The 18,510-nt window shown below is 65.1% G+C and carries 16 protein-coding genes, 1 tRNA gene and 1 other RNA gene; 12 read left to right on the top strand and 6 right to left on the bottom strand.

Annotated elements, in window-relative coordinates:
- Positions 1-24 precede the first annotated feature (24 nt).
- Both AC5RVB_RS10415 and aceE read right to left on the bottom strand, forming a co-directional pair.
- Positions 25-1,251 (bottom strand): PucR family transcriptional regulator, encoded by a 1,227-nt coding sequence (locus tag AC5RVB_RS10415; RefSeq protein WP_227901504.1) that lies wholly within the window; start codon positions 1,249-1,251, stop codon positions 25-27.
- 209 nt (positions 1,252-1,460) lie between these two features.
- Entirely contained in the window at positions 1,461-4,205 is a 2,745-nt protein-coding gene (gene aceE, locus AC5RVB_RS10410; protein ID WP_231709656.1) for a pyruvate dehydrogenase (acetyl-transferring), homodimeric type, read from the bottom strand.
- A 293-nt stretch (positions 4,206-4,498) separates the two neighbouring features.
- Between aceE and AC5RVB_RS10405 the strand changes: the two genes are divergently transcribed.
- The 6 genes from AC5RVB_RS10405 to gnd all read left to right on the top strand — a co-directional run bounded on the left by AC5RVB_RS10405 (position 4,499) and on the right by gnd (position 9,081).
- On the top strand, positions 4,499-4,918 hold the full coding sequence (locus tag AC5RVB_RS10405) for a DUF3052 domain-containing protein (protein WP_227901506.1): 420 nt from the start codon (positions 4,499-4,501) through the stop codon (positions 4,916-4,918).
- Positions 4,915-5,385, top strand: coding sequence for a peroxiredoxin (locus AC5RVB_RS10400; protein ID WP_494142640.1), 471 nt, complete (start codon positions 4,915-4,917; stop codon positions 5,383-5,385). The genes AC5RVB_RS10405 and AC5RVB_RS10400 overlap by 4 nt, the downstream gene beginning before the upstream one ends.
- Positions 5,382-6,344, top strand: a complete 963-nt coding sequence (locus tag AC5RVB_RS10395) for an NAD-dependent protein deacetylase (protein ID WP_494142639.1) — start codon at positions 5,382-5,384, stop codon at positions 6,342-6,344. Before AC5RVB_RS10400 ends, AC5RVB_RS10395 begins: the two co-directional genes overlap by 4 nt.
- 84 nt (positions 6,345-6,428) lie before the next feature.
- Positions 6,429-6,501: transfer RNA gene (locus AC5RVB_RS10390), tRNA-Val, on the top strand.
- A 134-nt stretch (positions 6,502-6,635) separates the two neighbouring features.
- Positions 6,636-7,526: a serine hydrolase gene (locus AC5RVB_RS10385; RefSeq protein WP_494142638.1), complete on the top strand. Its 891-nt coding sequence runs from the start codon at positions 6,636-6,638 to the stop codon at positions 7,524-7,526.
- 118 nt (positions 7,527-7,644) lie between these two features.
- Complete coding sequence (gene gnd, locus AC5RVB_RS10380) at positions 7,645-9,081, top strand: NADP-dependent phosphogluconate dehydrogenase (protein WP_227927653.1); 1,437 nt, start codon at positions 7,645-7,647, stop codon at positions 9,079-9,081.
- A 91-nt stretch (positions 9,082-9,172) separates the two neighbouring features.
- Here gnd and epsC read toward each other — a convergent pair whose 3' ends face one another.
- The 3 genes from epsC to msrA form a co-directional block, all read right to left on the bottom strand.
- Positions 9,173-9,757, bottom strand: coding sequence for a serine O-acetyltransferase EpsC (gene epsC, locus AC5RVB_RS10375; protein WP_227901511.1), 585 nt, complete (start codon positions 9,755-9,757; stop codon positions 9,173-9,175).
- A gap of 49 nt (positions 9,758-9,806) precedes the next feature.
- Positions 9,807-10,742 (bottom strand): cysteine synthase A, encoded by a 936-nt coding sequence (gene cysK / locus AC5RVB_RS10370; RefSeq protein WP_227901512.1) that lies wholly within the window; start codon positions 10,740-10,742, stop codon positions 9,807-9,809.
- An 82-nt stretch (positions 10,743-10,824) separates the two neighbouring features.
- The gene (gene msrA / locus AC5RVB_RS10365; RefSeq protein ID WP_227901513.1) at positions 10,825-11,349 is read right to left on the bottom strand and encodes a peptide-methionine (S)-S-oxide reductase MsrA; all 525 of its coding nucleotides are present in this window, start codon (positions 11,347-11,349) and stop codon (positions 10,825-10,827) included.
- A gap of 129 nt (positions 11,350-11,478) precedes the next feature.
- Between msrA and AC5RVB_RS10360 the strand changes: the two genes are divergently transcribed.
- The 3 genes from AC5RVB_RS10360 to AC5RVB_RS10350 all read left to right on the top strand — a co-directional run bounded on the left by AC5RVB_RS10360 (position 11,479) and on the right by AC5RVB_RS10350 (position 14,206).
- Complete coding sequence (locus AC5RVB_RS10360; RefSeq protein WP_227901514.1) at positions 11,479-12,408, top strand: Nif3-like dinuclear metal center hexameric protein; 930 nt, start codon at positions 11,479-11,481, stop codon at positions 12,406-12,408.
- A gap of 67 nt (positions 12,409-12,475) precedes the next feature.
- The gene (locus AC5RVB_RS10355; RefSeq protein ID WP_227927655.1) at positions 12,476-13,216 is read left to right on the top strand and encodes a zinc ribbon domain-containing protein; all 741 of its coding nucleotides are present in this window, start codon (positions 12,476-12,478) and stop codon (positions 13,214-13,216) included.
- A gap of 3 nt (positions 13,217-13,219) precedes the next feature.
- Complete coding sequence (locus tag AC5RVB_RS10350) at positions 13,220-14,206, top strand: reverse transcriptase-like protein (protein WP_494142637.1); 987 nt, start codon at positions 13,220-13,222, stop codon at positions 14,204-14,206.
- Here the strand turns inward: AC5RVB_RS10350 and AC5RVB_RS10345 are convergent.
- The gene (locus tag AC5RVB_RS10345) at positions 14,203-14,973 is read right to left on the bottom strand and encodes a YaaA family protein (protein WP_494142636.1); all 771 of its coding nucleotides are present in this window, start codon (positions 14,971-14,973) and stop codon (positions 14,203-14,205) included. The two genes, AC5RVB_RS10350 and AC5RVB_RS10345, sit on opposite strands and share 4 nt — an antisense overlap.
- Positions 14,974-15,049: 76 nt before the next feature.
- On the opposite strand from AC5RVB_RS10345, the gene rnpB reads away from it, so the two are divergent.
- The 3 genes from rnpB to AC5RVB_RS10330 all read left to right on the top strand — a co-directional run bounded on the left by rnpB (position 15,050) and on the right by AC5RVB_RS10330 (position 18,471).
- Positions 15,050-15,451: RNase P RNA component class A (gene rnpB, locus AC5RVB_RS10340), an RNA gene on the top strand.
- A 144-nt stretch (positions 15,452-15,595) separates the two neighbouring features.
- Complete coding sequence (locus AC5RVB_RS10335; RefSeq protein WP_494142635.1) at positions 15,596-16,897, top strand: MFS transporter; 1,302 nt, start codon at positions 15,596-15,598, stop codon at positions 16,895-16,897.
- A gap of 110 nt (positions 16,898-17,007) precedes the next feature.
- Entirely contained in the window at positions 17,008-18,471 is a 1,464-nt protein-coding gene (locus tag AC5RVB_RS10330; protein WP_494142634.1) for a glyceraldehyde-3-phosphate dehydrogenase, read from the top strand.
- The last annotated feature ends 39 nt before the right edge of the window (positions 18,472-18,510 follow it).

Here is an 18,510-nt window from a genome sequence, read left to right as displayed (position 1 = left end):
CCTCGGTAGGGCTCCGGGCAGGGTTTAGAGGCGTGCCGGAGGCTTTTCCGGTGCCGCTTTGCCCGCCGGCGCCAGGCGCCCGACAACCAGGGCGGTCTGCAGCACGAAGGCCTCGCGCGGCAGCATCGGATCCCATCCGGTGACGTCGCAGACGCGCCGGAGCCGGTACCGCACGGTGTTGGCATGGACAAAGAGTTCGCGGGCGGTGGCCTCGAGGGAGTGGCCAAGTGAAAGGTAGGCGCCGAGTGTTTCGGCAAGTCCGTTGGATGCGCCCAGAAGGGGCCGGTAGATGCTTTCCACCAGTGCCTGGCGTGCCGTGTCGTCGCCGGACATCACCCGTTCGGGCCAGAGATCGTCGGCAGCAACGGGACGCGGAGCCGCGGGCCAGGCACGCGCAGCCGTAAGTCCGGCAAAGGCTGCCTGCGCGGAGGGCCCGGCTTCCACGAGCGATGCTGCGGGTGGTCCGTAGACCACCGGTCCCGGACCGAACAGTTCGGACAGCCGGGTGTAGGAGAAGGATTTGTCCTCCAGGCCGCCCAGCACCAGGATCAGCCGTTCACCTTGGATGCCCACCAGGGTGTCCTCGGCCAGCCGCCCCGTGGCACGGCGCAGTTCGTTGACGAAGGAGGCGTTGGCTTCGGCAGGGGAGCCGCCCACCATTACGGTTACCGGCGCCGTCGAGGTCCACCCCACCGCGGCGATCCGGGAGCGCAGGGCATCCGAACTCTCGCCCCGCAGGATCGCGTCCACCACCAGTGCCTCCAGGCGGGTGTCCCAGGCACCGCGGGTTTCAGCCGCACGGGCGTAAACGTCGGCAGCGGCAAAAGCGACTTCCCGGGAATAGCGCAACACTGCTTCACGGAGCGAGGCCTGCACTTCGTTGGCAGCGAGCTCCGGCACGCGGTCCTCCACCACCTGGACCACCACCCGGATCAGCTGCAGGGCCTTCTGCAGGCTGATGGAGCGGGTCAGTTCCGTGGGCGCAGTGCCGAAGACATCGCTCAGCACCCAGGCCGGCGAGGCCGGGCGCTGGTACCAGTTGACGAAGGAGGCGATGCCTTTTTGCGCCACCATGCCCAGTGCTGACCGCTCGTCCGGGCGCAGGCCCCGATACCAGGGCAGCGAAATATCAAGCTGCTGCAACGTGGCAGTGGACAACCTGCCGATATTGGCTTTGAGGCGGTCCACCGTGGTGGCGTCTGCCGCCGGCCGCTGTGCGGAGGCGGCTGGCTTACTGGAACTCACTGGCATACAGGCGAGCTTACGGCCTGCGCCGATGATCGGCCATTTTGTGCGAAGGCTACAAGTTCGCTAGTTGCCAGGCGAGGGCGGCGACGCAGGGGATCACGGCTTAAACGCAGAGGAACCGCCGCGTGTGCGGCGGTTCCCCTGTTTGGAGCCGGTGTCACGGACCTGTTCGGTACCAACACCGGCGTCCGTAGCTGCGAAGCAGGTGCCGGTTAGGCGTCGCCCCCGGCGTTACCGCTGGTACCGGCGTTGACGTCCAGCAGGCGGTACTTCTCAATGGCCTCCTTGGGGGCATTGGCGTCGACCTCGCCGCGGCGGGCAAGCATCTCAAGTGCCCGCACCACCATCGAGTGGCTGTCGATCTTGAAGTACCGGCGTGCTGCGGCACGGGTGTCAGCGAAACCGAAGTCATCAGCACCGAGGCTGGCGAACTCGTTCGGCAGGAACTGGCGGATCTGGTCCGGCACGGCCTTCATGTAGTCCGTGGACGCCACGATGGGACCGGTGGCCCCGGCCAGCTGCTGGGTCACGAACGGCACGCGCGGTTCCGAACCCGGGTTCAGGAACGCTTCCTCCTCGGCGGCCAGGCCGTCGCGGCGAAGCTCGTTCCAGGACGTCACGGACCAGACATCGGCCGAAACACCCCAGTCCTCGGCGAGCAGCTTCTGCGCCTCCAGTGCCCACGGCACGGCTACGCCGGAGGCCAGCAGCTGCGTGCGCGGCCCGTCGATCTTCGCCGGGGCGAGCAGGTAGATGCCCTTGATGATGCCTTCAACGTCAAGGTCCTCGGGGGCCTTGGGCTGCTGGATGGGCTCGTTGTAGACCATCAGGTTGTAGATGACGTTCGGATCCTTCGAATCCGGTCCGTACATCTCCTCCAGCCCGTGGCGCACAATGTGCCCGATCTCGTAACCGTACGCCGGATCGTAGGTCTTCACCGCGGGGTTGGTGGAGGCCAGGATCGGCGAATGGCCGTCGGCATGCTGCAGGCCTTCACCGGTCAGCGTGGTGCGACCGGCCGTGGCCGAGATCAGGAAGCCGCGTGCCATCTGGTCGGTGGCCGCCCAGATGTAGTCAGCCGTGCGCTGGAACCCGAACATCGAGTAGAACACGTAGACCGGGATCAGCGGCTCACCGTGCGTGGCGTAGGAGGTGCCCGCGGCCGTGAACGCTGCAATGGAGCCGGCCTCGTTGATGCCTACGTGAACAATCTGGCCCTGCGGGGACTCCTTGTAGGCCAGGACGAGGTCCCGGTCCACGGACAGGTAGTTCTGGCCCTTGGGGTTGTAGATCTTCGCCGTCGGGAAGAAGGAGTCCATGCCGAAGGTCCGGGCCTCGTCGGGGATGATCGGCACAATCCGCTTGCCGAATTCCTTGTCCCGCATCAGGTCCTTGAGGAGGCGGACAAAGGCCATGGTGGTGGCTGCCAGCTGCTTGCCGGAGCCCCGGTTGGCTACTTCGTAGGCCTTCTCGTCCGGCAGGTGTACCGGTTCGTGCTGAACCCGGCGCTCGGGCACGTTGCCGCCGAGCTCGCGGCGGCGCTCCAGCATGTACTTGATCTCCGGAGCGTCTGCACCCGGGTTGTAGTACGGCGGCTGGTACGGATCGGCTTCGAGCTGCTCGTCGCTGATCGGGATGCGCAGGTGGTCGCGGAAGGCCTTGAGGTCATCCAGGGTCAGCTTCTTCATCTGGTGGGTCGCGTTGCGTCCCTCGAAGTGCGTACCCAGGCCGTAGCCCTTGACCGTGTGCGCCAGGATGACCGTGGGGGCACCCTTGAATTCCATGGCGGCCTTGTAGGCGGCGTACACCTTGCGGTAGTCGTGCCCGCCACGCTTGAGGTTCCAGATCTCCTCGTCGGTCAGGTTGGCTACGAGTTCCTTGGTCTCCGGGCTCTTGCCGAAGAAGTGTTCGCGCACAAACCCGCCGGACTCGGCCTTGTAGGTCTGGTAGTCGCCATCGGGGGTGGCATTCATGATGTCCACCAGCGAGCCGTCCTTGTCCCGCTGCAGCAGGTCATCCCACTCGCGGCCCCAGACAACCTTGATGACGTTCCAGCCGGCGCCGCGGAAGAAGGCTTCCAGTTCCTGCATGATCTTGCCGTTGCCGCGGACGGGACCGTCGAGGCGCTGCAGGTTGCAGTTGACCACAAACGTCAGGTTGTCGAGCTTGTCGTTGGCGGCCAGCTGGAGCAGGCCGCGCGATTCGGGCTCGTCCATTTCGCCGTCGCCCAGGAAGGCCCAGACATGCTGGTCCGAGGTGTCCTTGATGCCGCGGTTTTCCAGGTAGCGGTTGGACTGCGCCTGGTAGATCGCGTTCATGGGCCCGATGCCCATGGACACGGTGGGGAACTCCCAGAAATCAGGCATGCTGCGCGGGTGCGGATAGGAGGACAGGGCGTGGCCTTCGCGGGATTTCTCCTGGCGGAAGCCGTCCATGTCCTCTTCGCTGAGCCGGCCCTCGAGGAAGGCGCGGGCGTACATACCGGGGGAGGCGTGACCCTGGAAATAAATCTGGTCTCCGCCGCCCGGGTGGTCCTTGCCCCGGAAGAAGTGGTTCATGCCCACTTCGTACAGGGTCGCGGCACCGGCGTAAGTCGAAATGTGCCCGCCGACGCCGATTCCCGGGCGCTGCGCCCGGTGCACCATGATGGCCGCGTTCCAACGCAGCCAGGCGCGGTAACGCCGTTCAATTTCCTCGTCGCCGGGGAACTCGGGTTCCTGGTCCACGGGGATCGTATTGACGTAGTCCGTGGTGGTTACCATCGGGACGCCCACGCTCTGGGAACCGGCACGCTGCAGCAGCGAACGCATAATGTACTGCGCGCGTTCGGTGCCCTGCGAGCGGATGAGTTCGTCAAGCGACTCGATCCATTCTGCGGTTTCCTCAGGATCACGGTCCGGAAGCTGGTTGGTTAACCCGCTCAGGATGTCCGTTGTGTCTTCTGCGGCCACGGCCAACCTCTCTTAAGTACAGATTGTGTCTGCCAGATTCTTCAGTGGGATCCAGCCGGTGTCCGCCGGATCTTCGCTTGCGCACGGATGCGCGCCAGGGCGCCCAAATCTGCTTTTCCTCCACTGTAGTCCCGGGTTGGCTCTGTTGCGTAGCCTGCACCCGGAGGCATCGCTAAAGGCGGACAAGCCGCGGGGCCTTGATGCCTGCCGGTTAAAGGTGTTTCGTTGGGTCCGGGACCGCGCGGATCGGGCAAATGTGTGATTCCCTTGTATTTATGCAGTCAACCAGGAGGAGTGAAGTGAGCGAGGCCGAGGCCGTCACCGAGGATAACGTGGCGAGCAGATTGGGTTTCAAGGACGGGGACCTGGTTCAGGAATTCGGCTACGACGACGACGTGGACTTTGACTTCCGCGACGACCTTGAGGACCTCATCGGAGGTGAACTGCTCACCGAAGAAGACCACGACGTAGTAGACGGGGTCATCCTCTGGTGGCGGGCCGATGACGGTGATCTCGTGGATGCACTGGTCGATTCCCTGACCACGCTCGACGACGGCGGTGTTGTCTGGGTCCTGACGCCCAAATCCGGCCGGGACGGGTACGTGCCCCCGGCGGACATTGAGGAAGCAGCCCCCACCGCGGGACTGCACGTCACCACATCGCCGGGCGTATGCGATGACTGGACAGCCACCCGACTGGTCAGCCGACGCAAGAAGTGACGCTGTTCGCAGACCTGCCGGCGGCGGGTACTGCGGTACCCGACTTCTGCCTGCCGAACCAGTTCGGTGAAGCAGTCCGACTGTCAGGCCTGCGCGGGTCCGGTGTTGCCCTTGTCTTTTTTCCCTTCGCCTTCTCTCCGGTATGCCGGGGAGAGCTCGCGGAACTGGAGCGCGAACGGGCAATGTTCACCGACGCGGGGGTGCGCCTGCTGGCAGTGTCGTGTGATTCCAAATACACCTTGCGGGCCTGGGCAGACCACGAAGGGTTCACTTTCGACCTGTTGTCGGATTTTTGGCCCCACGGCCACACCTCACGGGCCTACGGTGTTTTTGACGACCGGCAGGGGCAGTCCGCCCGCGCAAGTTTCCTTATCGACGGCGCCGGGGTCCTGCGCGGCTCTATCCGCTCGGACCCCGGCCTGCCGCGTCCGCTGGAGCAGTACCGTTCGGCCTTGGAGGAACTATGAGTGAAACCGGGCAGCGTCCGGGGCTCGGCCTGACAGGCTTCGCCAGCGGCGGCGCACTGGAACAGGTCCCCGAACCCACTGAGGACGAGGTGCGGCTCCTCCGCCGGGCTGCAGGGCTTCTCGGCGGCCGCCGGATCGCCCTCCTCACGGGTGCGGGCCTGAGCACCGATTCAGGGATACCGGATTACCGCGGGCCGGATGCCCCGCCCCGGAATCCCATGACCTACCAGCAGTTCGTTGGCGATGCCGACCTTCGGCGGCGGTACTGGGCACGCAACCATGTTGGCTGGCATCATCTGCGTCATGCCGAGCCCAATCCCGGACATGAAGCGGTGGCCGCCCTGGAGCGCCGGGGACTTCTCTCCGGCGTGATTACCCAGAATGTCGACCGTTTGCACAGCGATGCGGGCAGTATCAACATCATTGACCTGCACGGGCGCTACGACCGGGTGATCTGCCTGGACTGCCGCACCGGCTTTTCCCGCGAAGAGGTTGCGCACCTGCTCCAGGACCTGAATCCGGGATACCTGGACCGCGTACGCGAGGGCGGGGAGATTGCCCCGGATGCCGATGCCGAGATCGCTGACACAGACGATTTTGTCGTGGCCGACTGTCCGGTCTGCGGAGGCATGCTCAAGCCGGATTTTGTCTATTTCGGAGAGAACGTACCCAAGGACCGCGTGGCCAGGGCGTTTGCCATGGTGGACGCAGCCGGCGCACTGCTGGTTGCCGGGTCCTCACTGACCGTCATGAGCGGACTCCGGTTTGTCCGCTATGCGGTCAAGGCGGGCAAGCCGGTGGTCATTATTAACCGGGGCGCCACCCGCGGGGATCCGCTGGCAACCCTGAAGATCGACATGGGAGTCAGTACGGCGCTGACCTGGCTCGTCAGGCATCTGCCGGACCTTCCGGCTTCCGCCGCAGAAGCCGCAGCCGGTACCCCGGATAGTGCCGATTAGGTACGGGGCGCTTCCCTGGGGTAATGTAGTTCCTCGTGATGCAGGGCCGGTCCGGATTATGCGGGCGGTACGGCAGCACGATGAGGGTCTTTAGCTCAGCTGGTAGAGCGCCACGTTTACACCGTGGATGTCATCGGTTCGATCCCGGTAGGACCCACAGATAGGCCGCCGTTGCCTTCCGCAGATGCGGAAGGCAACGGCGGCCGTTTTCGTTTAAGTCCGCTGCTACGAATGGGGGTACGCCCCGAAAAGGACAGACACAACGAGAGGAACCGGGACAGGACGGTGAGAGTGAGGATCAACGGATCCGGGTGGAGGAAGCGTACCTGCGCGGCAGCAGCGGCATTTTTGCTTCTTGCTGCAGCGGGCTGTTCGGGAGCAACGACGGCGGGCCTGCCCGAAGCGGACGCGCCCGCGGCGGTCCCGTCCGACGGAGGCCCGGGAGCGGCGGAAAACGGTACAGGGCAGCCCGCCGGCCCGGTAGCTGCGGCTCTGGACATTCTGGCCGCCGGCACTGACGCCGAGTTCTCCGTGGCGGTCCGGGACAACGCCTCGGGGGAATCCTGGCAGTACAACGCACAGCAGCGCTACCTCGAGGCGAGCCTGGTGAAGGTGCCGATCCTGCTGACCCTGATCCGCCAGGCTACTGCGGAAGGGCGGGACCTCACCGCCGAGGAAGTAAACCTGGCTACGCTGATGATCGAGTACAGCGACAACGAGGCGACCAGCGCGCTGTATGACGGCCTGGGCGGCAGGCCCGAGCTGCAGCGCACCTACGAACTCATTGGGGTGGAGGCCACTGAAGCGGGCGAAATGTGGGGCGCCAGTGAGACCACTGCCGAGGACCAGCTGCGCATTTCCCGGACCGTGGCCGAAGGCGCCGACTGGCTGGACCCGGACCTCCTCGCGTTCGGCGTCGCGCTAATGGAAAACGTCTGCCCGGAGCAGTCATGGGGCATCACGGCCGGAGTGGGCGCCCCCGACGCGCAGATTGGCCTGAAGAACGGCTGGCTGCAGGATGACGAGGCCGCGTGGAACGTGGGCAGCGCCGGCTTCATACGGGCCGGCGGGAATGACTACAGCATTGTTGTGCTGAGCGCACGCAACCCCACCCTGGCTGACGGCATCGACGTCGTCGAGAGTGTGGCATCCACCGTCAACGGGTATACCGGCGGCAGCTGATCCGGCGCCGTGTGGCGGCGAGGCGGCCCGGAAGCATAGGCTGGAGCCTGAAACGCGGCGCGATGAGCCCGCGCCGGCCCGTGCCCGCTGGGGCACCCCAAAGATCCTTGGAGAGAACTTGAGTGCACAAATTGGTGTAACCGGCCTTGCCGTCATGGGCGCAAACCTTGCCCGCAACCTTGCCCGCAACGGTTACACGGTGGCCCTGCACAACCGATCCGTCCAGAAAACCGATGCCCTGCTTTCCGCGCACGGCGATGAAGGAAACTTCATCCGCACCGAGTCGCTGCAGGAACTGGTCGACTCGCTGGAAAAGCCCCGCCGCGTCCTGATCATGGTGAAGGCCGGCGCACCCGTGGACTCGGTGATTGACCAGCTGGTGCCGCTGCTGGAACCCGGCGACATTGTGATCGATGCCGGCAACTCACACTATGAGGACACCCGCCGCCGCGAAGCCGCGCTGGCGGAAAAGGATCTCCACTTCGTGGGTGTGGGTGTGTCCGGCGGCGAGGAGGGCGCACTCCTGGGTCCGTCCATCATGCCCGGCGGCTCCCGCGAGTCCTACGACTCCCTGGGGCCCATGCTGGAGAAAATCGCAGCAAAGTACGACGGCGAGCCCTGCTGCACCTGGATCGGCACCGACGGCGCCGGACACTTCGTCAAAATGGTGCACAACGGCATTGAATACGCCGACATGCAGGTTATCGGAGAGGCCTATGACCTGCTGCGTTCGGCCGCAGGCATCGAACCGGCCGAACAGGCACAGATCTTCACCGAGTGGAACACCGGCCAGCTCAGCTCCTTCCTGATCGAGATCACGGCCGAGGTCCTGGGTCATGTGGACGCGAAGACGGGCAAGCCGTTCGTGGACGTGGTTGTGGACTCTGCAGGGCAGAAGGGCACCGGCCGCTGGACGGTCGTTTCCGGCCTGGACCTCGGTTCGCCGGTCTCCGCCATCGCCGAGTCCGTTTTCGCCCGCGCACTGTCCTCCCAGCGCGGCCAGCGCGGGATTGCGCAGGAAACGCTCAAGGGCGAGGAAACCGCCGTCGAGCTGCCCGAGACGTTCGTGGAGGACGTCCGGCAGGCCCTCTACGCGTCCAAGCTGGTCAGCTACGCGCAGGGCATCGACATGCTGGGCGCAGCCGCGAAGGAGTACGGCTGGGACCTGAAGCTCGATGAAATCGCCTCGCTGTGGCGGGCCGGCTGCATCATCCGCGCAGAACTGCTGGATGACATCATGAAGGCCTACGCAGACGGCGCAGCCCCTGCCAACCTGCTGTTCGCGCCGGCCTTCGCCGAATCCATTGCCGCCGCCGTTCCGGCCTGGCGCCGGGTGGTCTCCGTGGCCGTGCAGCTGGGCATCCCCGTTCCGGTGTTCTCCTCCTCGCTGGCCTACTACGACGGCCTGCGCCGCAAGCGTCTTCCCGCGGCCCTGACCCAGGGACTGCGCGACCTCTTCGGTGCGCACACCTACCACCGCGTGGATGCCGAGGGCACCTTCCACACGATGTGGGGCGAGGACCGCGCCGAAGTAGAGGCAGTGGACACGCACTAGGCAGGTTACAAAGGAAAGGCCCGCAGCATCCGCTGCGGGCCTTTGCTTTGTCCTGAGTGCCCGGGAGGGACCGGCACAGCCGGGAATCCGGCTAGATGTAGATCGCAGGATCCACGTATTCGGCGGGATCCACCGCGGGCTGCGTCATCTTGGTGTCCCGGTGCCGCCATTTGGCGGGAATGCCGGTGATAATCGAATCCGCCGGAGCGTCCTTGACCACCACGGCGTTGGCTCCCACGGCACTGCGGGCCCCGATGGTTACCGGCCCCAGGATCTTGGCACCGGCGCCCACGGTGACGCCGTCACAGATCGTCGGATGCCGCTTGACCTTCGCCAGTGAGCGTCCTCCGAGGGTGACGCCGTGGTAAAGCATGACATCGTCACCGATTTCGGCGGTTTCGCCGATGACCACTCCCATGCCGTGGTCGATAAAGAACCGCCGGCCGATGGTGGCACCGGGATGGATCTCGATGCCGGTGGCGAAGCGGGTGATCTGCGAGAGGACACGGGCGGGGAACTGCAGGCCCGGACGGGACCACATGCGGTGTGTCAGCCGGTGCATCCAAATGGCATGCAGGCCGGAATAGACAACGAGGTTTTCGAGCGAGCCCCGTGCCGCCGGATCATGGGATGCGGCGGCGTCGAGGTCTTCGCGCAGTCGGGCTAACAGACTCACAGAGAACTTTCTGCTCGGTTTTTCAGTGCCCCGTCGGGGCGGACATGCTCTAGCCGCGGATGTCGTCGTACAGCACGGTGGAGATGTAGCGTTCGCCGAAGTCGCAGACCGTGGCGACAATCAGCTTACCGGCGTTCTCTTCCCTCTTGGCCAGTTCCAGGGCGGCCCAGACGATGGCACCGGAGGAAATGCCACCGAGGATGCCTTCCTGGGTGCCCAATGCGCGGGCGGTGGCAACGGAGTCTTCAATGGAGGCGTCGAAAACCTCGTCGTAAATGGTGGTGTCCAGAATCTCAGGGACAAAGTTCGCGCCGATGCCCTGGATCTTGTGCGGCCCGGGGGAGCCGCCGTTGAGGATGGGGGAGTCCTTGGGCTCCACGGCAACAATCTGCACGCCCGGCTTGCGTTCCTTCAGCACCTGTCCGACGCCGGTAACGGTGCCGCCGGTGCCGATGCCGGCGACGAAGATGTCCACCTGGCCGTCGGTGTCTGCCCAGATTTCCTCGGCAGTGGTGGCCCGGTGCATCGCCGGGTTGGCTTCGTTGGCGAACTGCTGGGCCCAGATGGCGTTGTCAGTGGTGGCAACAATCTCCTTGGCCTTCTCCACCGCACCGCGCATGCCTTCGGCACCGGGGGTCAGGACAATCTCGGCGCCGTAGGCACGGAGCATAACGCGGCGCTCGGTGGACATGGTCTCGGGCATCGTCAGGATCACCTTGTAGCCGCGGGCAGCGCCCACCATGGCCAGGGCGATACCCGTGTTGCCCGAGGTGCCCTCCACGATGGTTCCGCCGGGCTTCAGGGCGCCGGCCTTTTCGGCGGCGTCAACAATCGCCACACCGATCCGGTCCTTGACGCTGTTGGCCGGGTTGTAGAACTCCAGCTTCACTGCCACCTGGGCGGGCAGTCCGGCCGCGAGCCGGTTCAACCGGACCAGCGGGGTTCCGCCCACAAGCTGGGTTACATCGTCATATATACGAGCCATGTTTTCCTCTGTTCCTCAAACGTTCTTCGAAATGCCGGACGGACATATGCCCGTCCAAGCCTATCGGCGGCCTGTGGAGCCCTTAGTCCTGAAGCCATTCGGAGTAATACTTGCGGGCCTTGGCCAGCTTCGGATTGATAATGACCTGGCAGTACCCGGTGCCCGGACGCTTGGCATAAAAGTCCTGATGGATATCCTCCGCCGGGTAGAACCTCGGCAGGGGAGTGATCTCGGTGACGATTGGATCCTTCCAGTTACCGCGTGCCCGCTCCAGCGCGGACTCGAATTCCCTGCGCTGGTCCTCATCACGGTAGAACATGGATGAGCGGTACTGCGTGCCCACGTCGTATCCCTGCCGGTTCAGCGTGGTGGGATCGTGCTGGGAGAAGAACATATCCAGAAGCACCTCTCCGGGCACTACCTCTTCATCAAAGGTTACGGCCACCACTTCAGCATGGCCGGTGGTGCCGGTGCAGACACTGTCATAGTCGGGGTCGGGGATTGAACCGCCGGTATAGCCGGAAACCACATCGGTGACTCCGCGGACCTTGCGGTAGAGGGCGTCGAGGCACCAAAAGCAGCCTCCGCCGAGTACGTACGTCTTCATGCCTTTAACAATGCGGTGCGCGGCGTATTGATTCCCGAATCCCGGGAGCGGGATTCCGCGGTGTGCAGTCCATCACCGCGGGTGCGGCGGAATTGAGCACCGCCCGCGCATCGGGGTAGAACTAAACCTATGGAAGCGGATCACCCCAACGAGCGGGCCGGCGCGGATACCGCCGATCAAGATATCCAGCCGGCAGAGGCCGGCAGCGGGAGCATACCCACACTGGGGGATGTGCTGCTGGCCGCGGAGGAGCTGTGGCCCGAATCGCTGGCCGAGAACTGGGACGCCCCCGGCCTGGTTGCCGGGCGGGCCGACCGTGAGGTCCGGCGGATCCTGTTCGCCGTGGATCCCACCAGCGAGGTTATAGACGAGGCCCTGGACTGGGGTGCGGACCTGCTGATCACCCACCACCCCCTGCTGCTGAAGCCGGTGACCTCCGTCGCGGCCACCACGTTCAAGGGTGATGCCGTGCACCGCCTGATAGAAGGTGGATGCGCGCTGCTGACCGTGCACACCAATGGGGACAGCGCCGTCGGCGGTGTCTCGGACGTCCTTGCGGACGCCTTTGGCCTGCGCGATGTGGCTCCGCTGGTACCGGCACCGGAGGGACTGCCCGAGGAGGGAATCGGCCGGGTGGGCGAGCTTCCCGACGTGATGAGCCTGGCGGACTTCGCCGAGCGGGTGTTCGGCATTCTTCCGGCCGTTGCCGGGGGCGTGCGGGTGGCAGGAGACCCGCACGGGCTGGTGCGGCGCGTCGCAGTGTGCGGCGGTGCCGGCGACAGCCTCTTCGACGCAGTGCGTGCCCAGCGTGCCGACGTCTACGTCACGGCCGATCTGCGCCACCATCCGGCGTCGGAACTGCGTGAACGTGCACTCACCGGAAACGGGCGCCCCTACCTCATTGATGTCTCCCACTTCGGGAGCGAATGGCTGTGGCTGACCCCGGCCGCCGGGGCACTGGAGAACGTCCTGACGGACCAGGGGTTCGTCGCTGACGTGCGCGTCAGCGGGGTGAACACCGATCCCTGGGACTTTGTCCTGACTCCCGGACTGAAGTGATGCGGCCGCGTGGCATAGGCTTAGGAGTGCCGGGCCAGGTAGGTCCGGATATACACGGAGGTAATCGGTGGCAAAAGCATCGCCCGCGGAGCAGCTGAGGCTGCTGGATCTGCAGGCCCTGGACAGCAGGATCAAGGCCCTGCGCAACCAGGCCCGCACCATAAGCAACAATCCTGAAATCGCCTCACTTGCCGACGCCGTTGCCGCCGCCGAGAGCGCACGCGTGAGCGCGGGCACAGAGGTAGCCGACGTCGAACGCGAGCTCGCCCGCGCGGAAGCCGATGTTGCCTCCGTGGTGGCCCGCATGACACGGGACCAGCAGCACCTGGACAGCGGCAAGGTCGGCTCGAAGGAGCTCACCGCCCTGCAGGCCGAGATTGTCTCGCTGCAGCGTCGCCGCTCGGACCTGGAAGACGTTGAACTCGAAGTCATGGAGCGCCTCGAAACAGCCCGGACACGGCAGTCCGAAGCCGCGGCAGAGCTGGAAACCCTGCACGGGAAGCGACGGGAGCTCGAGGAAAAGCGCGACGCCGAACTGTCAGTCATCGGGGCTGAGCAGGCCGATACCGAGGCACGCCGCGAAGAGCTCGCGTCCAGCTTTGACCCGGCGCTGCTTGCTGCCTACGAAAAGACGCTGTCCAAGCACGGCATCGGCGCCGCACGGCTGTTCCACGGCACCTCCGAGGGTTCCGGGATGCAGCTGAGCCCGGGCGACCTGGCGGACATCCGCAAGGCAGCCGATGACGAGATTGTGTACTGCCCCGATTCCGGCTGCATCCTCGTTCGCTCCGATGAGTGGGGCAGCTAGGAAGTGACACTGTTTGACCCGGAGCCTGCTTCCCGCGGGGAAAGGGACACCGCCCGGGAACCCGCCGCGGGGACCCGGCGCACCCTGATTGTCGAGGCCGACGGAGGCTCCCGCGGCAATCCCGGCATTGCCGGTTACGGAGCCCTCGTCCGCGACCCAGGGACCGGGGAGATCCTGGCGGAGAAAGCCGCCTACGTTGGCAAGGTGTCCAACAACGTCGCCGAGTATTCCGGTCTGATTGCCGCGCTGGAACTGGCCCACGAGATTGACCCCGACTGCTGGATCCTGGCCAAGATGGATTCAAAGCTCGTAGTGGAGCAGATGAGCGGGCGCTGGAAAATCAAGCACACGGACATGCAGAAGCTCGCCGCCAAAGCCCGGTCCGTGGTCAATCCGCGGCGGGTGAAATACGAGTGGATTCCCCGCGAACTGAACAAGGACGCGGACAGGCTCTCCAACGAGGCCATGGACGCCGGGACGGCGGGGGTACCCTGGAAGCCGCGGGGCGCCGCACAGACACAGGCACGGACACAGAAACAGGCATTGTCAGAGGCACCGGCGACGCCGGTGCCGGACCCTGCGCCGTCGGCGGCGCCGTCTCCCACTGGACGCCTGCATCACACCGAGATCTGGGTCAACGACTTTCCTGCAGCCGAAAAGTCACTGGGCTGGCTGCTGGAACGCCTCGGCTACGTCCGCAGGGACACGTGGTCCACCGGGGCCAGCTGGCAGGGCGCAGAGGGCTATATCGTCCTGGAATCGGGCCCCGACGTCGAGCCCGGTCCGTACTCCCGCCGCCGGGCCGGGTTGAACCATCTGGCCTTCAGCGCGGGCTCGGAGGCCGACGTCGAGCTCCTGGCCAGGCGCGCCGCAAGCCACGGCTGGACCCTGCTGTTCGCTGACCGCCACCCGCACGCCGGCGGGGCGGAACACTATGCCGCCTATCTGGAGAACGAAGAGGGCTTCGAAGTGGAGCTGGTTGCCGTTTAAGGCTGTTCCGGAAGAATGATGTTGAGCTGGTAGGGCTTCCGCCCGGCAGGAGCCACCAGCTCGGCCTCCCACTTTTCCTGTGCTGCCTGCAGCAGCTGCTCCGGGGTGGCCGGCTCGGTTCCCCCTCGCAGCAGCAGGTGGCGGGCCAGCTCGCCGCGAGTGTGCTTGGCGAAGTGGGAAACCACCTTGCGTTTCCCGTCGCGGACCTGGAACACGTTTACTGCTGCCGTGTCCTCCGGAGCCGGTGTCCAGGCTGCGGCGTAGGTGCTGGAGCGGCAGTCCACCACCAGCGAGTCGGCTGCATATCCGCCCAGTACCCCGCTCAGGTGCTGCTTCCAGAACGCCGCCAGCCGTCCGGTATCCGGGAGCCGGGCGGACATCGAGAGACGGTAGGCAGGGATGGGATCGGCAAAGCCAATGGCTCCCCACAGTGCGGACATGACCAGGACAGCCTCATCAGCCCGGCGCCGGCCTTCCTCGGAAAGCGAGTCGTAGCCGAGGGCGTCATAGAGCACGCCGGTGTACACCCGGTGGGCGGGAGCGCAGGGTTCGCTGTCAAGGACCGTGTTGCGCTGCACCTCGGCGGCAAGCGTGGCTCCGACGCCAAGGACGGCAAGGGCGTCTTCGGAGCGGCTGGTTTCCGCCAGGGCTTTCAGTACCTGGCTCCGGGGCTCGGACAACACCGGAAAGCGCAGCCGGGACAGGTCAAGGGCAGGCCCCGCTTCGGCGGGCGTTTTTCCTTCGGAGGGCGGCAGCAAAATAAGCACCGGTTAATCGTACGCGAGTGGGCGCACGCGCCGCTGTCCGGGGCAACCGCTGCGGGACGGTAGAGTTGACCGTGGACGGGTTGGCCAGGCAATCGCGTTGGCGCGGCTGCCTTTACGGGTACCGCTGCCGCCGAGGAAAGTCCGGGCTCCGCAGGGCAGGGTGGTGGGTAACGCCCACTCGGGGAAACCCGCAGGCCAGTGCCACAGAAAACAAACCGCCCGCGGCCTGTTTTGCAGGTCTGCAGGTAAGGGTGAAAAGGCGGTGTAAGAGACCACCAGCGTCCCGGGTGACCGGGACGGCTAGGTAAACCCCACCCGGAGCAAGGCCATACAGGACACGTTTGAGGGCTGCCCGCCCGATGTGTCCGGGTAGGCCGCTTGAGGCCGCCGGCAACGGCGGTCCTAGATGGATGATTGCCGCACCCTTTCCGGTAACGGATCCGGTGTACAAAACCCGGCTTACCGGCCAACCCGTCCACCCTCCGTGCCTTTCGGAGCAGGAAGCCCGGCTGCGCAAGGGTAATCGCCGAAAACGGGCTTTTTTCCCGCGGCTTTCAGCCAATGTGCCGATTCGCCGGCGCAGACTGGCTGGTTTTCCTCATCACTCCGCTATTCTGTGGCAATGTCCAATACCGCGGAGGCACGCAGGCCGTTGGTATTCCGCAACGCCAATTTCCGGCGGTTGTGGATTTCATCGACGGCCGGCATATTCGGTGTCGCAGTGACAAGTGTCGCGCTGCCCGTTATTGCGGTCACTGAATTGGACGCCTCAAATGCGACAGTGGCAATCCTGGCCGGTATGCCTTTCCTGCCATGGCTGCTGTTCGGCCTTCCCATCGGTGTGCTGGTGGACCGCTACCGGAGGCGGCCGATAATAGTTTTCTCGCTGGCCCTGCGGACCCTGCTGCTGGCCAGCCTGCCGGTGGCCTGGTGGCTGGACGTGCTGACCGTGACTCAGCTCTTTACGGTATCCTTCCTCGCCGGACTGGCCGCCGTGTTCTTTACCCTGGCCGAGCAGGCACTTATCCCCGCTGCAGTGGACCGAGAGGAACTGGTTGAAGGCAACGGCCTGATGACCGGCTCCGGCGCCATGGGTGACGCCGGCGGACGGGCCCTGGGCGGCTGGGTGACCGCAGCCTGGGGAGCATCCAACGCGATGCTGCTGCAGGTGGCGGCCTCACTGGCCTCGCTGGCAGCGATCATCCGGCTGGACCTCTCCGAACCGGAACCCGCCCGCTCGAAGGAGTACCGCGTCCTGCGGGAGATGGGGGAGGGCCTGAGGTACATCTTCAGCACGGTGGCCCTGCGGATGCTGCTGTTCACCGGTGCGCTGTGGAACCTCGGCGGAAACATAGTGGTTTCCCTGCTGGTCCTGCTGGTGATCCGGTCCCTCGGGGAAACCCCCGCCATGCTGGGACTGCTGACGGCAGCAACAGCGGTGGGCGGAACTGTCGGCGGACTTTCCGTGCGATGGATTGCCGGGCGTTTCGGATCCGGCCGGGTATGGCGCTATTCCATGTTTCCCGCCGTGGCAGGTTATGCGAGCGTGCTTCTTATATCGCCGGGGTGGGGCATGGCCGCAGGCTTTATCGGATTGTTTATCGCCGGTTTTTCCATTTCCCTCAACATTGTTGTCTCCACGACCTTCCGCCAACGGGTGTGCCCGCCGCAGATGCTCGGTCGGCTCGGCTCTGCCCTGCGTATGGTCACGTGGGGCATGCTCGCCATCGCCGCATTCGCAGCCGGGGTCCTGGTGGACCTCGTCGGTATCCGGGGGGCGATCCTCACAGGCGTTCTGGTTGCCGCCCTCGCGCCGCTGATTGCCGCGTTCGGGCCGCTGCGACGCGTTCGCGAGCTGGCTGACCTGGAGCCCGCGGACACGGAAACGGGACAGTCCAGCCAGGTCCGTCCCTCGCCATTGTGACAAACGTCTCGTCTGGCTGTCCGGCGGGGTTGATGTGTCCTAATACACTTGTAGGGAATACCGCCAACCGGCACAACGCAGTGCCGGCTGAGAAAAGGATGTGAAGATCTGTGAGCTCCAATTCCGATACGTGCCTTGATTCCTGGATGGATCGGGAGGCCCTCGCCGAGGCGATGATCCCGCTGATCGGGCGGCTCTACCGGGAGAACAGCGTGGTTACTTCGGTCCACGGGCGCCCGCTCGTCAACAAATCGGTCATCGATATCCTCAAGGCCCACCGCTTCGCCCGCCAGATCGATGAGACGGAACTTCCGGTTTCCGAGACCTACCCGCTGCTGAAGGCACTGACCGAGCTCGATCTCGGCGCGGCATCCATTGACCTGGCCCGCATGAGCAACAAATACAAGGAACAGGGCGGAGACCTGGTCGAATTCCTGCGCACCGAACTCGCTGACGTCGCCGGCCGGCGCGGGGCGGATGCGCGGACCAGCACCGACGTTGTCCTCTACGGCTTCGGCCGCATCGGGCGCCTGCTGGCCCGGATCCTCGTGGAAAAGGCCGGAGGTGGTCAGGGACTGCGGCTGCGGGCCATCGTGGTGCGGAAGGGCTCCGAGAATGACCTCGTTAAGCGGGCGAGCCTGCTGCGCCGGGATTCCGTCCACGGGGCGTTCAACGGAACCATCACCGTAGACGAGGAAAAGAACACCATCCTCGCCAACGGCACCCTGATCCAGGTGATCTACTCCAACGACCCCGCAACGGTGGACTACACCTCCTACGGCATCAGCAACGCCGTTGTGGTGGACAACACCGGGCGCTGGCGCGATGAAGAAGGACTTTCCCAGCACCTGGCCGCCAAGGGCGTCTCCCGGGTGCTGCTGACCGCGCCGGGCAAGGGAAACCTGAAGAACATCGTCCACGGCATCAACCACGGGTCCATTACCGATGAAGACCGGATTATCACGGCCGCGTCCTGCACCACGAATGCCATCACGCCGGTGCTGAAGGTCCTGAAGGACAAGTACGGGATTGTGAACGGGCACGTGGAAACCGTGCATTCCTTCACCAATGACCAGAACCTCATCGATAACTTCCACAACGGGGACCGGCGCGGACGCTCCGCTGCCCTGAATATGGTCATCACCGAGACCGGCGCCGCCAAGGCTGTGGCCAAGGCGCTGCCCGAACTGGCCGGAAAGCTCAGCGGCAATGCCATCCGGGTGCCGACCCCCGATGTCTCCATGGCCATCCTGAACCTGAACCTCGAAACGGCCACGGACAAGGATGAGGTCAACGCCTTCCTGCGCGAAACCTCGCTGAACTCGCCCCTGCACAAGCAGATCGATTACATCGACTCGCCCGAAGTGGTGTCCAGCGACTTCGTGGGCTCCAAGCGTGCGGGCATCGTGGACGGCCTCGCTACCATTTCCAACGGCACGAACCTGGTGCTGTACGTCTGGTATGACAACGAGTTCGGCTACAGCTGCCAGGTGGTCCGTGTGCTGGAGGAAATGGCACAAGTGAATCCGCCGGCCTACCCGAAGGCCCAGTCGCTGGCCTCCATCGCCGGCTAGCTGCAGCAGAGCACTGGAAATGAAAGGCCCGCAGGGAAA

This window comes from Arthrobacter sp. Y3225209 (assembly GCF_059090685.1).
Note: the sequence above shows the minus strand (reverse complement) of the source record. Positions and strands in the feature narration are given on the sequence as shown.

What these genes read in the sequence shown, in the direction of transcription:
- AC5RVB_RS10415 (WP_227901504.1), bottom strand. Translation starts at nt 1,251, where the DNA reads ATGCCAGTGAGTTCCAGTAAGCCAGCCGCCTCCGCACAGCGGCCGGCG.
- AC5RVB_RS10395 (WP_494142639.1), top strand. Translation starts at nt 5,382, where the DNA reads ATGAGTGAAACCGGGCAGCGTCCGGGGCTCGGCCTGACAGGCTTCGCC.
- cysK (WP_227901512.1), bottom strand. Translation starts at nt 10,742, where the DNA reads ATGGCTCGTATATATGACGATGTAACCCAGCTTGTGGGCGGAACCCCG.
- msrA (WP_227901513.1), bottom strand. Translation starts at nt 11,349, where the DNA reads ATGAAGACGTACGTACTCGGCGGAGGCTGCTTTTGGTGCCTCGACGCC.
- AC5RVB_RS10360 (WP_227901514.1), top strand. Translation starts at nt 11,479, where the DNA reads ATGGAAGCGGATCACCCCAACGAGCGGGCCGGCGCGGATACCGCCGAT.
- AC5RVB_RS10335 (WP_494142635.1), top strand. Translation starts at nt 15,596, where the DNA reads ATGTCCAATACCGCGGAGGCACGCAGGCCGTTGGTATTCCGCAACGCC.